Origin of the sequence: Holdemanella sp. MSK.7.32 (assembly GCF_024460475.1) — a bacterium.
In the GTDB taxonomy this organism is placed as follows: domain Bacteria; phylum Bacillota_I; class Bacilli_A; order Erysipelotrichales; family Erysipelotrichaceae; genus Holdemanella.
Map to the genome: position 1 here is coordinate 1 of NZ_JANFYN010000051.1, position 14,487 is coordinate 14,487.

A 14,487-nucleotide genomic window follows, 5' to 3' on the forward strand; every position below is an offset into this window, starting at 1 on the left:
TAAGACATTAACGGATGTAGAATGGTTGGATTTAGAAGAATTAGAGGAAAAGGAGAAGATTGAAATGTGTGAAGCTGAAAAGAGATGGCTAGAAGTAAAGTCAAAGGAATGGGAAGCTGAAGGGATAAGAAAAGGAATCGAACAAGGCATTGAACAAGGCAGCGAGAATAATCGTAAAGAAATGTATCAAACAATGGTAGACAAAGGATTCAGTATTTCAAGTATCGCATCCATCTTCTCGGTAAGTGAAGAGTCGATTGAAAGGCTGTTGATGAAAGCTTAGGTGTAGTTAAATGTGTGAAGAACATTTAGACGCTAGAACAAATCTTTGAGATTTCTAGAATGACTTTAAAAATAGAGTTTAATAGATGGATGTGGATTTCGCATCCATCTTCTTGATAAGTTAAAAAAATATAGATATATGCAGGATTGATATCATTTAGATAATGATATTTAGTCTTGATGTAGACGTTGTTTTAAGAAGTGTGAAGAAGTAGACATTATATGAATAACTAACTATAATAGAACTAGAAGTGAGGTACATAAAATGTCAATTGTTAAACTAACTCCTGCATTTAAAGACTACCTTTGGGGTGGTACTAAACTAAAAGAAAACTATGGTAAAAAAACAGATATGGATCCAGTTGCGGAGAGCTGGGAATTGTCTGTGCATCCAGATGGTCCAAGTATTGTAGCTAGTGGGGAATATGAAGGTTTGTCTTTCCCTGAATATTTGGAGAAAAAAGGAAAGAGTGTTTTAGGAACGAAGGGAAACACATTTGAGTTTTTTCCAATCTTAATTAAATTTATTGATGCCAAACAACCATTATCAATTCAGGTTCATCCAGATAATGAATATGCGCTTCGTGTTGAACATGAATATGGTAAGACTGAAATGTGGTATATCTTAGATTGTGAACCAGATTCATTTTTATATTTTGGTGTAAATAAAGAAATTACTAAAGAAGAATTTGAGCGTCGAATTCATGATAATACTTTATTAGACGTGTTAAAAGCGGTTCCAGTACATAAGGGAGATGTTTTCTTTATAAAATCTGGTACAATTCATGCGATTGGTGCAGGAATTCAGATTTGTGAGATCCAACAAAACTCAAATACAACATATCGTGTTTATGATTTTGGTCGTGTTGGAAAAGATGGTAAACCTCGTGAATTACATATTCAAAAGGCGATTGATGTTTCAAATCTAAGTCCGATTGAATCTGATTTTAAACCATGTGGTCCTGAAGAAAAGAATGGGGATTGTGATACTGTACGTTTAGCAACTTGCGAATACTTTACTACATATGAGTCTACATTGAATGGCACAACAACGCTTCATGTTGATGATGAAAGTTTTGGTTCTATCTTGTTGATTGAGGGTAATGCGACAATTGAAAATGATGGTACAACTTTAGAGGTAAATAAAGGAGATTCTGTATTTATTGATGCGAATAGTGGTGATGTAAAAATCACAGGAAAATGCCAATGGATCTATAGCAGGGTTTAATCCCCTGCATCTTTTTAGTTATGAAAGAATTTCAAAAAGATTTAATAGACTGGTATATTAAAAATCATCGTCCTTTAGAATTTCGCTTAAAGAAAGATCCTTATGAAATATGGATCAGTGAAATCATGGCCCAACAAACTCGTATTGAGGCTATGCTTCCATATTTTAAAAGGTGGATACAGCTGTTACCGGATATTGAGAGTGTCGCAAAGTGTGATGATGAAAAGCTAAATAAGTTATGGCAAGGATTAGGTTATTATTCGCGGTGTAAAAATATAAAGAAATGTGCCATAGAATGTGTTGAAAAACACAATGGAAAATTACCTTGCACAAAAGAAGAATTATTAAAATTACCAGGAATTGGCCCATACACGGCAGGTGCCATAGCTTCCATTGCGTATGGACAAAGAGTAAGTGCAGTCGATGGGAATGTGATTCGTGTATTTTCTAGGTTGTATGATATTTGTGAGGATGTTACCAAGACGAGTGTGAAGAAACAGATTGAAATGTTAGTAGATGAAAGTCTTCCTTCAAAAGAAGAGATTTCTTACTATAATCAAGCGTTGATGGAACTTGGAGCACTTATTTGTATTCCCAAAAGTCCAAGGTGTGATATTTGTCCAATCAAAAAATATTGCGAAGCTTCAGATCCTGCTTCTTTGCCTTATAAGCCAAAGAAAAGTGCACGTAAAATCGAGTATAAACATGTGTATGTTTGGATACATCAAAATAAGGTTCATGTTGTAAAAAGAGCGGATACCGGTTTGTTAGCAGGACTTTATGGCTTTGATGAAACGAAACCAGAACATATTATAGAAAGTATTGAATTAAAACCTTATATACATATTTTTTCACATGTAGAGTGGCATATGGATGCGACGTTGTGTATAGTAGACAGGGAAGATTCAAATTATAAAACAATTGAAGAAATAGAAGAGCATATCGCATTACCAAGTGCGTTTATGCCGTTTATGAAACAAGTAGAGGAGTATTTATGGAAAAAGTAGAAATTGAAAGTTTTACTTTAGATCATACTAAAGTAAAAGCGCCTTATGTGCGTTTGATAAGTGAAGAAAAAGGGCCCAACGGAGATATTGTATCAAATTTTGATGTTCGCTTATGTCAACCGAATCGACAAGAGATACCAACCGGAGTTATGCATACTTTAGAACATTTGTTCGCATTATATCTTCGCCCTAGGATTACTGGGTATTTAGATTGTTCACCATTTGGATGTCGTACAGGATTTCACCTTTTAGCATGGGGAAAACATTCAAGCAAAGATGTTGCGATTGCCGTAAAAGAAGCTTTAGAGCTAATCACAACTACAGAATGGGAAGATGTTCCGGGTACAGAAGAAAAAGAGTGTGGTAACTACAAAGATCATTCTTTATTTGGTGCTAAGGAATGGGCAAAAGAAATTTTAGAGAAGGGAATGAGTTGCGACCCATTCGAAAGAAAAATTGTGTAAGAGAATGTGAAATTCTCTTTTTTTATTTGAGTTGCCCTATTTATCGTGTCGTTTCTATGTTAAAATATAGTATAGTCTTTAAAAGGAGAACTTATATTATGGCAGGAATTTTTGGAAAATTATTTTCAGAAGAACAACGTGAATTATCTGCATTAGAAAAGATTGCAGATCAAGTATTAAAATATGAACCAGAAATGCAGGCACTATCTGATGATGAGTTGCGTGCAAAAACAGATGAATATAGAAAAAGAATTGCGAATGGAGAAACAGTAGATGATCTTCTTCCTGAAGCGTTCGCAACAGCTAGAGAAGCTGCTTATCGTGTAATCAACGAAAAACCTTATAAAGTTCAGATTATGGGTTCGATTGCGATGCACAAAGGTGATATCTCAGAAATGAAGACTGGTGAAGGTAAAACTTTAACAGCTACAATGTGTGTATATTTGAATGCACTTGCAGGTCAAGGTGTTCATGTAATCACAGTCAATGAATATTTGGCTGGTCGTGATGCTGCCTGGATGGGCGAAATTTATCGTTTCTTAGGTTTAACTGTTGGTGTAAATACACGTGATTTAAAACCAAGAGAAAAACGTGATGCGTATGCATGTGATATTACATATACAACAAACTCAGAACTTGGATTTGATTACTTGCGTGACAACATGGTTACAGAGGTTGAAGATCGTGTAATGCGTGGACTTCACATGGCTGTAATCGATGAAGTTGACTCTGTATTAATTGATGAGAGTCGTACACCATTGATTATTTCGGGTGGTAAAAAACAAACCGCAAATTTATACATTCAGTCGGATCGTTTTGTGAAGACTTTAATAGCTCCAGAATATGAAACAGATAAGTTTACTCATGAAAAAACTTTGATTTCTGGAGATTATGATATTGATGAAAAGACACGTCAGATCATGTTGAGTGAAGATGGTGTTCATAAGGCAGAAAAATTCTTTAAGATCAAAAACCTTTACGATATTGAACACACTCAACTTGTTCACCACATTAACCAGGCTTTAAAGGCAAACTACATCATGATGCGTGAAGTTGAATATGTAGTTAGTGATGAAAAAGAAATTGTTATCGTTGATCAATTTACAGGTCGTATGATGCCAGGACGTGCATATTCAGATGGTTTACACCAAGCTATTGAAGCTAAAGAAGGGGTTCCAATCAAAGAAGAAACTTCGACTTTGGCGACAATCACATACCAGAACTTCTTCCGTCTATATGAAAAATTGGCTGGTATGACGGGTACCGCAAAAACTGAAGAAGAAGAATTCTTATCAACTTACAATATGAAAGTTGTTGTTATTCCTACAAACCGTCCAGTAGCTCGTAAGGATCTTCCTGATGAAATCTATGCACATAAAAAAGATAAATATGCTGCATTGGTACGTGAAGTAAAACGTTTGTATGAAACAGGACAACCAGTTCTAGTTGGTACGATTGCGGTAGAAACAAGTGAGGTTATTTCACAATTATTAAATAAGGAACACATTCCTCATGAAGTATTAAATGCGAAAAACCATGCTCGTGAAGCAGAAATCATCGCAAAGGCGGGTCGCCCAAAATCAGTTACAATTGCGACAAACATGGCTGGTCGTGGTACCGACATTAAATTAACAGAAGAATCACGTAAATTAGGTGGTTTAGCTGTATTGGGTAGTGAAAGACATGAATCTCGTCGTATTGATAACCAGTTACGTGGACGTTCTGGTCGTCAAGGAGATCCTGGATTCTCACGTTTCTATGTATCTTTAGAAGATTCATTGATGGTTCGTTTTGGTGGCGACAAGCTACAAAAGCTATTTGAAAAAATGGGTGACGAACAAATTGAATCAAAGGCAGTTACAAAATCAATCACAATGGCTCAAAAACGTGTTGAAGGATATAACTTCGATATGCGTAAACAATTGTTAGATTATGATGATGTATTACGTCGTCAACGTGAAATTATTTATGCACAGCGCAATCGTATTTTAGAGGCAGATGAAGTGCATGATATGGTTCGTGTTGTATTTGAAAAAACAATTGAACAAACTTTACAAGCTAATTTATCGGATCAAAAGAAACAAACAATCGATGTTGCTGGTGTTGTTAAATCCATTGAAATGATGGGTATGGCTGAAGATAAGGCGATTCGTGCAAGTGAACTTGAAGGAAAGTCTTATGATGAAGTTAAAGAATATTGTGTAAATAAAATTTGGAATGAATATGAAGCTGAAATCAAAGATGTTAAGCGTCAATTCTTGCCTTTTGAAAAGACAGTTGTATTACGTAATATTGACCGTAACTGGATCAACCACATTGATATGATGGACAAATTGCGTAGTGGTATCTATTTGCGTTCTTATGCACAAAACAACCCTCTACAACAATATGTACAAGAAGGATTCGATATGTTTGAAGAAATGAATCAAAGAATTGATCGTGAAATCACATTCTTCTTATTAAAGGTTCGTATTCGTAAGGAGCATGCAGCTTAATGGAACTATATGAATTGAAACAAGGAGTGAGTACTCACCTAGAGAAATTACATTCTTTAGGTGAGTCACTTTGACTTATCTAGTAAAAATAAACAAATCGAAGAGTATGATAAACAAACTTTAGAACCAGATTTCTGGCAAGATCAAAAAAAAGCTCAACAAGTGATTCGTGCAAAAAATGCATTAAAAGATATTGTGGATCGTTATGAAGAATTAGATTTACAATTGACTTCATTAAATGATACGGCTGATGAATTAAAGTCTGAATTTGATGAAGAACTGATGATGATTGCCGAAGAAGAATATGCGGATATGGATAAAAAATTCGAGAATTTTGAAATCCAAGTTTTATTAAGTCATGAATATGACCAGAATAATGCGATTCTTGAAATTCACCCTGGAGCTGGTGGAACCGAATCTTGTGACTGGGCAAGTATGTTATATCGTATGTATACAAGATATGCTGAAAAACATGGCTTTAAAGTAACTGTTCTAGATTATTTACCAGGGGATGAGGCAGGTATTAAAAGTGTAACTTTCCTTGTCGAAGGAGATAAGGCTTATGGCTATCTGAAGTCAGAAAAGGGAGTACATCGTTTAGTTCGTATTTCGCCATTTGATTCAGGAGCTAGAAGACATACTTCATTTGCGAGTTTAGATGTTATGCCTCAATTCAATGATGAAATTGAAATTGACATCAAGCCAGAAGATTTAATTGTAGAAACAAAACGTGCTTCAGGTGCTGGAGGACAGCATATCAATAAAACGGATAGTGCCGTACGTATGGTACATAAGCCAACGGGTATTGTAGCGACATGTCAAAATGGTCGTAGTCAGCATGAAAATAGAGAAGAATGTTTGCGTGTCTTAAAATCTCGTTTATATCAATTAGAAATTGAAGAACAAGAAAAGAAGATTGCTCAAATCAAAGGTGTACAATCTGCCAATGAATGGGGTAGCCAAATTCGAAGCTATGTCATGCATCCATATAGCTTAGTCAAAGATGTTCGTACAGGATATGAAACAAGTCAAGTTCAATCTGTATTAGATGGAGATCTTGATGAATTCATCTTTGCGTATTTAAAATCACAGATCCAATAAAATCCAATCGAAAGGTTGGATTTTTTTCTATATTCGCTCATAAAAGTGTAAAATACTCTTATCAAGAGGTTAAAAATATGAATGTATATTATCATTTACCGGGCTTATTTGAATTCTATGAATTTTATAAAAAGTTTTTGCCCCTGTTTAAAAATAAACCAGAATACTTCTATGACTGGTGCAAGATTGGCTCTATCTATGGCTCACCATCTAATTGTATATGGTCTGGTGGACGCATCAGTTATGAAGATCATGATCCAAAAAAAGTGTTAGATTTAATGAAGAAATATAATATATCAGCTCGTCTTACATTTAGTAATTCTTTAATAGAAGAAAAACATTTATCTGATATAAAATGCAATGAATTATGTCGATTGTTGAATTTAGATTTAAATAATGGAATTATTATTCATTCGGATATATTGATGGAATATTTGAAATCTAAATATCCAAATTTATATTACGTATCTTCTACCACTAAAGTATTAACAGATTTTAATGATTTTAAAAAGGAAGTAGAAAATCCAGACTTTACGTATGTAGTCCCTGATTTTCGATTGAATAAACAATTAGAAAAGTTAAATTCACTTTCTGAATCATATAAACCAAAGGTAGAATTTCTATGTAATGAATGCTGCTGGTATGGATGTAAAGATCGTAAGGAATGTTATAAATCGGTTTCTAGACAAAATCTAGGCATTGATTGTATGGATCATATATGTAAGGCGCCTTATTCGAATGAAGGCTATCGCTTTTCTAGAGTCATGGAAAGTCTTGCATTTATTAGTTTAGATGACATTTTAAATATTTATGTTCCTATGGGATATTCAAATTTTAAAATCGAAGGAAGAGACTTAGGAAATGCTCTGTTGTTGGAATTTATTCTTTACTACATGGTAAAACCGCAGTACCAAATCCACGTGCGTGAAGAAATGTATTTAGATGCGATGCTAGACTTATTTTAGGAGGTTCACATGATAGAAAAAAGACATACGGTACGTAAATATTTAGATAAACCGTTAGATGTTGATTTAGTAAGTTTATTAAATGCACGTATTGAACAAAATAATAAATTGTATGATTTGACATTGAAACTCGTGATGAACAACTCAGATGGTATTTCTAGTTTGGCTAAAATTATGTCGAATAATACAGTACAAAACTATATCATTCTTGCAGGCAAAGAATGTTCAAGTTTAGATGAAAAGATAGGCTATTGTGGTGCTGACTTAATTTTGTATGCCCAAAGCCTTGGGCTAAATACATGGTGGTGTGGAGGCATGTTTAATGGTAAGAATGCTCTTAAACATTTAGATGATAAAGATGTTAGAGTCAATGGTGTCATTGTGATTGGATATGGAAAAACACAGGGTGTACCGCACAAATCAAAGACAGCTGATCAAATTAGCCATTACCAAGGAGTAGTTCCAGATTGGTTTAACGCGGGTATCAAAGCTTTATTATTGGCACCAAGTGCTTTAAATAGACAACCATATATAGTGAGTGGTGTGGGTAATAAAGTGAGCTTTAAAGTAAAAAGTGGAATTTTATCAAAAGTCGATTTAGGAATAGGAAAATATTTTTTTGAGCTTGGTGCAGGAAAAGAAAATTTTGAATGGAGTTCATATGATACGAATTGAAGATGAAATCTTTTTAAAAAAGAAATTTGATTTTGAAAAATTGAAAGAATTTGGGTTTTGTTTTGAGAATAACACATATATTTATTCAGAAGATTTTATGGATGGAGATTTTAAAGCTGTTATTGAAATATCGGATGTTTTAAAAGGTAAAGTCATTGATAATTTCAGTAATGAAGAATATATGCCACTACGCATTGAGTCCTTTGATGGAGAGTATGTTTGTAAAGTTCGTGAAGCATACAAATCCATATTAAAACGAATTGCGGATATATGTTGTACAGACGTATTCTTTGCGAATGATCAAGCGAATCGCATTACGAATCGGATTTTTCAAACTTATGGAGTAAAACCAGATTTTCCATGGAATGATGATAATGGTGTATTTCGCCATTTAGATACTCGAAAATGGTTTTCCCTTATTATGTATGTTTCGTTAGATGCTCTTTTAAAAGATGGAAATACCCGTATGGTAAACATTATGAATCTAAAAAGTGAAGAACACTATGATATTGATGGAATTTATCCGGCTTATCACATGAATCACAAGAGTTGGATATCTTTGGCTTTAGATGATACATTATCTGATTCATTAATTATGGAATTGGTTTCAAAAAGTTACAATTTAACAAAAAAGAAAAGACGCAAATAATGCGTCTTTCATACTTTTTAGCCAATTGGCTGATGATAAAACTTGCCATAAAAATGATTCGTCTTATATGAGTTAATGATGACATTTGGCGCTACATTTAATACACAATCAATCACATCAGCTTCTTCATAGCTCGAAATAACTGTTTTACAAATATAGAATTTCTTATTACTGTAAGCCCCATACGCATCAATAACACTCATACCATGTTTGAAGTTTTCTGTATAAGCCTTTGTGATAATGTCTGGATTTTCGGTTGTGATTTCAACAGTAATCTGGGCATATCTGTGATAGAAACGAGAAATAGTTTGGGTTGAAATAAATTGGAAGATAATTGAATATCCCGCATGTACCCATCCAAAGAAAAGACCGAAAATAATTAAAATAATCGTATTAAAAATAAAGACATAATCCCACAAGCTTTTATGAATCTTATTAGAAATGTACAGGGCTATAAAGTCTGTACCGCCAGTAGATCCATCTGCCTTTAAAGCGAGTGTAATACCAATTCCATATAAGAATCCACCAAATAATACGTTTAGGACTAGATCATCAAAGAAGGGAGTAAAAGAGAAAATATTTAAAAAGAATGATACAAGTCCAAACTGTAGGCAACTCAAGAATACAAATCGTTTTGAAACAGATTTATAACATATTAATGCTGCCGGAATATTTAACATAAGAATTCCTAATGAAATAGAAAAATGGATGTTAAATAAATTACAGATTTTATGCATTAATATCGCAACTCCGGTAAATCCACTAGACAATAAATTGCACGGATTCATAAAGACTTGAATTACATATACTTGAATAAAAGCACTTAATATGGTCATGATAATAGAAAGTATTAAGTGTAGGTTTTTGTTTTTTGAAAAATGTCGAATTTCTTTTGTCATGCGAATCACCATGGATAATTATATTGGAAAAGATTTTTAATTCTTTGAAGCTTCCTTCCTTGTACTAGGAAATTTCCTAATATTAGGAAAAAATGCATGTTAATAAAGAGGAAAAATTATATAAAATATAAATATGGGGGTGTACTAAAAGTGAATAAAAGACAAGAGAAAATTGTTCTATTGTTGAATGATACAAAGGCGTGGATGACAGGAAAAGAAATCTCTAAGCTTATGCAAGTATCGGATCGAACAATTCGTAGTGATATCGATGCGATCAATCGCTATTATGAACAGCCAATTATTGAATCCAACTTACGAAGTGGATATCATATTCGAGATGAAATCAATGTTACATTGCCTACAGCACAAAAATTTATAATACCTCAAACACCTCAAGAAAGATGTGTGTATATTATACGTGTGTTATTGTTTGAGAAAAAAGAATTAAACTTGATGGATCTGCAAGATCAAGTGTTTATTAGTGGTTATTCAATTGATAATGACATCAAAAGAATTAAGAAAATATTAGAGAATTATAACGATTTAAAATTGATTCGCTCTAAAAATCACATTCATTTAGAGGGTAGCGAAGATGAAATGCGCAAACTCTATAAAGATTTACTTACGGAAGAGACACAAGGAAATTTCTTGAACCTAAATAAGCTTTCGAGTATGTTTAAAGGTTTTGATTTATTAAAAGTCAAAGATATCATGGAAAATATTTTAAAAGAATATAATTATCGCATTCGTGAAATGGCAATTCCTATGTTGATGATACATATTGGTGTGGCGATTGAAAGGATGTTGCACCACAATTACATCAAAACAAGTCGTGGAACAGATCTTGAAAACACAAAAGAATATCAGATTGCCAAAGAATTCTTTAATCGTGTATCTAAAATTGTGCGTATTGATATCAATGAAAACGAAGTTGAATTATTGGCCTTATTATTGATGGGCAAAAATTCAATGAACCTTCAAAATGATTTAGTTTCTGCTTATAGTAAACATGGCTACAATGTGAATGAATTGGTTTCGCAAATTATCGAATCTATTAAAACAGACTATGATATAGACTTTTCAAAAGATGTAGATTTACGTTCTGGTATCGCACTACATTTGCAAGGGTTGGTTGAAAGAAAGAATAAAAATATTCATATCGATAATATGTATCTTCAAGAATTGAAGAAAAAGTACCCATTAGTTTTTGAATTGTCTATTCGTGTTGGTGAGATTTTAAATGAAGAATTAGGAATCGATATTTCTGAAAATGAGCTAGGCTTTTTGGCTCTTCATTTAGGTGCTGCCTATGAAAGAACGCATAATCATCAACATTATAAAGCCATTATGATTTATCCTGTGGATCAGGCTTTTGGTGATATTTTACTTAAGAAAGTGGATTTCTTATTTAACGAACGCATGGATGTGATTCAAAGTGTGAGTTATTTTGAAGAAAAGACAATAAAAGAATTAGATCCAGATTTGATTCTAACAACGTCACCACTACAACATAATTTAGATATTCCAACGGTTCAAATTTCTGTGTTTATCACAACAGAAGATGAGAGTCGTATTTTCCAAACGTTAAATGCGTTGGATAAAAAGAGATTTCAAAATGAGTTTAAAGCTCAAATCATTGATTTGATTGAACCTGAAACTTTCCATTTGAATTTAAAAACAGAAACACCAGACGAAACAATTGAATATATGTGTGACCACTTGAAAAAACTTGGTTACAGTGATGATGCGTTTAAAAAATCAGTTCTTCAAAGAGAAAAAATGGCATCCACAAGTTTTGTGTATTCATTTGCGGTACCACACTCATTGAATGTGGCAAGTTTTCGATCTTCGATTTCTGTTGCGTTTTTAGAAAAACCAATCAAATGGGGAGAATTTGAAGTGAAGATGGTTATGTTACTGGCAATTAATGAAGTATACAAAGATACTTTGGTTATGTTCTTTGATTGGTTAAGCAGTATGATCAATAACGCAAATCATTTTGTGGCTTTATTAGAAAGTCAAAGCTATGAAGAATTTATATCAAAAATAATCGAATAGAAAGGTTGTGCAAATATGGATAAAACACATCGTTATGGAGTAAAACTGAAGAAAAGTTCAGTAAATAGTTTTTATAGAGGCGTTGCCTATCTGATTGATTGGTATGTGGCAACAATGTTTGCCGGAATCCCTATTGTCTTAATTGGAAGCATTGTAAATCATACAACTTCCGTATCGCAAGACTTATCTAAAATTCCGGCCCCATACAATATTTTGGTAGCTTTGTTGGCGATTGTATTCTATTTAGGATATTTTGTGATTCTTGAACTGTATGTATATAAAGGACAAACCTTTGGTAAACGCATTATGAAATTAAAGGTTGTGAAAAACGATGAATCGGATGTAGATTTTAAAACAATTTTAATGCGCGAAGGACTAGGAATCATGATCGTTGAAGGCTATATTGCGAATAGTTCAAGTTATTTGCGTCAATTGATTCAAATCGTTACAGGCATTCCAATTATGGATATGGCGGTATATGTATTTGGAATTATTAGTGCTGTTTCTATTTTAATGGGTATGGCAAGCCCATCAAGAAAAATGATTCATGACCGTATTGCGAATACACATATTATTAGTGTGGCAGGTACGGAAAAGTAATTTCCTAGATGTAGGAAAACATTTAGTGAATTCATTATCAATAGCTGTGATAAAGTAAAGATAGCTAATAAAGGAGAGTGTTTATGGACAAGCTAGAAAAAATTTTAATGCCTATGGCAGATGTTCTAACTAAAAACCGAGTGTTAATCGCAATTCGTGATGGTTTCTTGATTTCTACACCATTATTAATTGTTGGCTCAATCTTCTTGTTGATCGCAAACTTCCCAATTCCAGGATGGGATGCTGCAGTATCATCAGTACTTGGTGCAGGTTGGACAGACTGGTTCAAGGCGGTATCTCGTGCATCATTTAACTGTACAGGTTTATTAACTGCATTAGGTACAGGATATGCGATGGCAAGAGAATTTAAAGCAGACAAAATTCAAGGTGCTGCCGTTGCATTGGTTTCTTATTTTATTTTAATGCCAACAATTCACACAGCTGTTAGAGATTCAGGTGAAGTTGTTAAAGATGCTGTTTTCGCAGGTTTAGATTTTGATTATATCGGACCAAACGGAATCTTCATGGCCTTGATTTGTGCGACTCTTGGAGTATGGTTATTTGCCTTCGCTTATAAAAAGGGATGGACAATTAAAATGCCTAAAGGTGTACCTCCTGCAGTTGCAGATTCATTCGCTGCATTAGTGCCAAGTGCTCTAGTTATGGGAGCTGCATTCTTAGTACGTATTGGTTTCTCATTTACAGAATTTGGATACTTCCAAGATTTCGTAGTAGCCATTCTACAAACACCATTGGAAGGTTTAGGAGATACATTAGGAGCTAACGCATTATATTCATTCATGTGTACTTTCTTCTGGTTCTTTGGTATCAACGGACCAGCTGTATGTAACTCAGTATTCTTCATTGGTAACGTATTAACTGCAAAACAATTAATCGCATTCGAAGCTGGTAAAGCATTACCATATATCTTCACAAACCCATTCAGTAACTTCTTCTGTAACTTCGGTGGTGGAGGATCGACTCTATCATTAGTAATTTTGATGGTTACAGTATGTAAGTCTGAACGTATTAAACAATTAGGAAAATTATCTATCGTTCCAGGATTCTTTGGAATCAACGAACCAATTATCTTCGGTTTACCAGTTGTATTAAACCCAGTTATTGCGATTCCATTTATTTTAGTTCCAATGATGAACTTGATCCTATCATATTTCGCAACATTATGGGGTATTATTCCACGTACAACAGGTGTAAACTTACCATGGACAACTCCAATTGGGTTCTCAGGATGGTTGTCTACAGGATCTTGGAGAGCAAGTGTATGGCAAATCTTCTTGTTGGTATTAGGAATGATGATTTATTATCCATTCATTAAAACATTAGATAAAAAATATTTATCAGAAGAAGCTGCTGCTGCAAATGAGTCAAGCGAAGAAGACGATATCTCATTTGACGATTTAGATTTAGATAATCTATAAGATTAGGAGGATAACACAATGAAAGTTATGATGATTTTTGACCAGACACAAGCTGGTTTAGGAGGAAAAGAAAGTCCTGATTTACCTATGGGCGGAAAAGCAATGGGAATTGGTTCTTGTGAAATGTTTACTCGATTCTTGGATCAACAAGGAGGGAAAGTCATCGCTACTTTATATTGTGGAGACGGTACTTTTTTAGCTGACCCAGAACTTAACGCAAAGAAGTTTGCGGCTATGGCAAAAAAATTTAATCCAGATGTAGTTATCTGTGGACCATGTTTCAACTATGCAAATTATGGTATCATGGCTGCTAAATCAGCTGAAGCAATTTCAGAACTAACGAATATTCCTGCTTTTGCGATCATGTCACAAGAGTGTGAAAAGGCTATTGAAACATACAAAGATAAAGTTACAATTTTAAAAATGCCTAAAAAAGGTGGAATCGGATTGAATGAATCATTAAGCGCTATGTGTGAATACGCTAAAATGTTAGTCGACAAAAAAGATACTGCTGAATTCTTAGAAAAACATGCTTATTAATAATGACCAGCTCGATTGAGCTGGTTTTCTGTACGACAGGCAGTCGTGCTTATAGTTGATAATCAATCACCGATTATCAACTGTT

At 33.8% G+C, this 14,487-nt stretch carries 13 protein-coding genes and 1 pseudogene; 13 read left to right on the forward strand and 1 reads right to left on the reverse strand.

The features are described from left to right. From NE544_RS10245 to NE544_RS10285, 9 genes and pseudogenes are all read left to right on the forward strand, one after another. Positions 1 to 283, forward strand: a pseudogene (locus NE544_RS10245) (hypothetical protein); the annotation flags it as partial. A gap of 264 nt (positions 284 to 547) precedes the next feature. Further along, positions 548 to 1,510, forward strand: coding sequence for a type I phosphomannose isomerase catalytic subunit (locus NE544_RS10250; RefSeq protein WP_118114562.1), 963 nt, complete (start codon positions 548 to 550; stop codon positions 1,508 to 1,510). A 20-nt stretch (positions 1,511 to 1,530) separates the two neighbouring features. Beyond that, complete coding sequence (locus NE544_RS10255; RefSeq protein ID WP_256269263.1) at positions 1,531 to 2,517, forward strand: A/G-specific adenine glycosylase; 987 nt, start codon at positions 1,531 to 1,533, stop codon at positions 2,515 to 2,517. Further along, positions 2,505 to 2,981, forward strand: coding sequence for an S-ribosylhomocysteine lyase (locus tag NE544_RS10260; protein WP_117926241.1), 477 nt, complete (start codon positions 2,505 to 2,507; stop codon positions 2,979 to 2,981). The genes NE544_RS10255 and NE544_RS10260 overlap by 13 nt, the downstream gene beginning before the upstream one ends. Positions 2,982 to 3,079: 98 nt before the next feature. Further along, positions 3,080 to 5,476 carry a preprotein translocase subunit SecA gene (gene secA, locus NE544_RS10265; RefSeq protein WP_256269264.1) on the forward strand — a complete coding sequence of 799 codons (2,397 nt, stop codon included), beginning with the start codon at positions 3,080 to 3,082 and terminating at the stop codon, positions 5,474 to 5,476. Next, a protein-coding gene (gene prfB, locus NE544_RS10270) for a peptide chain release factor 2 (protein WP_227992352.1) occupies positions 5,476 to 6,577 on the forward strand; the annotation gives its coding sequence in 2 pieces (ribosomal slippage) (positions 5,476 to 5,547 and positions 5,549 to 6,577; 1,101 coding nt in all). The genes secA and prfB overlap by 1 nt, the downstream gene beginning before the upstream one ends. 77 nt (positions 6,578 to 6,654) lie before the next feature. Further along, positions 6,655 to 7,542, forward strand: coding sequence for a hypothetical protein (locus tag NE544_RS10275; protein ID WP_256269265.1), 888 nt, complete (start codon positions 6,655 to 6,657; stop codon positions 7,540 to 7,542). A gap of 9 nt (positions 7,543 to 7,551) precedes the next feature. Next, a complete protein-coding gene (locus tag NE544_RS10280; RefSeq protein WP_256269266.1) occupies positions 7,552 to 8,217 on the forward strand; it encodes a nitroreductase family protein in 666 nt (221 codons plus the stop codon). Further along, on the forward strand, positions 8,204 to 8,866 hold the full coding sequence (locus NE544_RS10285; protein ID WP_256269267.1) for an MmcQ/YjbR family DNA-binding protein: 663 nt from the start codon (positions 8,204 to 8,206) through the stop codon (positions 8,864 to 8,866). The genes NE544_RS10280 and NE544_RS10285 overlap by 14 nt, the downstream gene beginning before the upstream one ends. A gap of 17 nt (positions 8,867 to 8,883) precedes the next feature. On the opposite strand, the gene NE544_RS10290 is transcribed toward NE544_RS10285, so the two are convergent. Then, entirely contained in the window at positions 8,884 to 9,765 is an 882-nt protein-coding gene (locus tag NE544_RS10290; protein ID WP_256269268.1) for a YitT family protein, read from the reverse strand. Between the two features lie 150 nt (positions 9,766 to 9,915). Here NE544_RS10290 and NE544_RS10295 point away from each other — a divergent pair, with 150 nt between their 5' ends. From NE544_RS10295 to NE544_RS10310, 4 genes are all read left to right on the forward strand, one after another. After that, positions 9,916 to 11,823: a BglG family transcription antiterminator gene (locus tag NE544_RS10295; RefSeq protein ID WP_256269269.1), complete on the forward strand. Its 1,908-nt coding sequence runs from the start codon at positions 9,916 to 9,918 to the stop codon at positions 11,821 to 11,823. A gap of 15 nt (positions 11,824 to 11,838) precedes the next feature. Further along, the gene (locus NE544_RS10300; protein WP_256269270.1) at positions 11,839 to 12,423 is read left to right on the forward strand and encodes an RDD family protein; all 585 of its coding nucleotides are present in this window, start codon (positions 11,839 to 11,841) and stop codon (positions 12,421 to 12,423) included. An 83-nt stretch (positions 12,424 to 12,506) separates the two neighbouring features. Next, a complete protein-coding gene (locus NE544_RS10305) occupies positions 12,507 to 13,862 on the forward strand; it encodes a PTS sugar transporter subunit IIC (protein ID WP_256269271.1) in 1,356 nt (451 codons plus the stop codon). 18 nt (positions 13,863 to 13,880) lie between these two features. Further along, positions 13,881 to 14,402 carry a GrdB-related putative oxidoreductase gene (locus tag NE544_RS10310; protein WP_256269272.1) on the forward strand — a complete coding sequence of 174 codons (522 nt, stop codon included), beginning with the start codon at positions 13,881 to 13,883 and terminating at the stop codon, positions 14,400 to 14,402. Positions 14,403 to 14,487 lie beyond the last annotated feature (85 nt).

What these genes read in the sequence shown, in the direction of transcription:
- NE544_RS10250 (WP_118114562.1), top strand. Translation starts at nt 548, where the DNA reads ATGTCAATTGTTAAACTAACTCCTGCATTTAAAGACTACCTTTGGGGT.
- NE544_RS10255 (WP_256269263.1), top strand. Translation starts at nt 1,531, where the DNA reads ATGAAAGAATTTCAAAAAGATTTAATAGACTGGTATATTAAAAATCAT.
- NE544_RS10260 (WP_117926241.1), top strand. Translation starts at nt 2,505, where the DNA reads ATGGAAAAAGTAGAAATTGAAAGTTTTACTTTAGATCATACTAAAGTA.
- secA (WP_256269264.1), top strand. Translation starts at nt 3,080, where the DNA reads ATGGCAGGAATTTTTGGAAAATTATTTTCAGAAGAACAACGTGAATTA.
- NE544_RS10275 (WP_256269265.1), top strand. Translation starts at nt 6,655, where the DNA reads ATGAATGTATATTATCATTTACCGGGCTTATTTGAATTCTATGAATTT.
- NE544_RS10280 (WP_256269266.1), top strand. Translation starts at nt 7,552, where the DNA reads ATGATAGAAAAAAGACATACGGTACGTAAATATTTAGATAAACCGTTA.
- NE544_RS10285 (WP_256269267.1), top strand. Translation starts at nt 8,204, where the DNA reads ATGATACGAATTGAAGATGAAATCTTTTTAAAAAAGAAATTTGATTTT.
- NE544_RS10290 (WP_256269268.1), bottom strand. Translation starts at nt 9,765, where the DNA reads ATGACAAAAGAAATTCGACATTTTTCAAAAAACAAAAACCTACACTTA.
- NE544_RS10300 (WP_256269270.1), top strand. Translation starts at nt 11,839, where the DNA reads ATGGATAAAACACATCGTTATGGAGTAAAACTGAAGAAAAGTTCAGTA.
- NE544_RS10305 (WP_256269271.1), top strand. Translation starts at nt 12,507, where the DNA reads ATGGACAAGCTAGAAAAAATTTTAATGCCTATGGCAGATGTTCTAACT.
- NE544_RS10310 (WP_256269272.1), top strand. Translation starts at nt 13,881, where the DNA reads ATGAAAGTTATGATGATTTTTGACCAGACACAAGCTGGTTTAGGAGGA.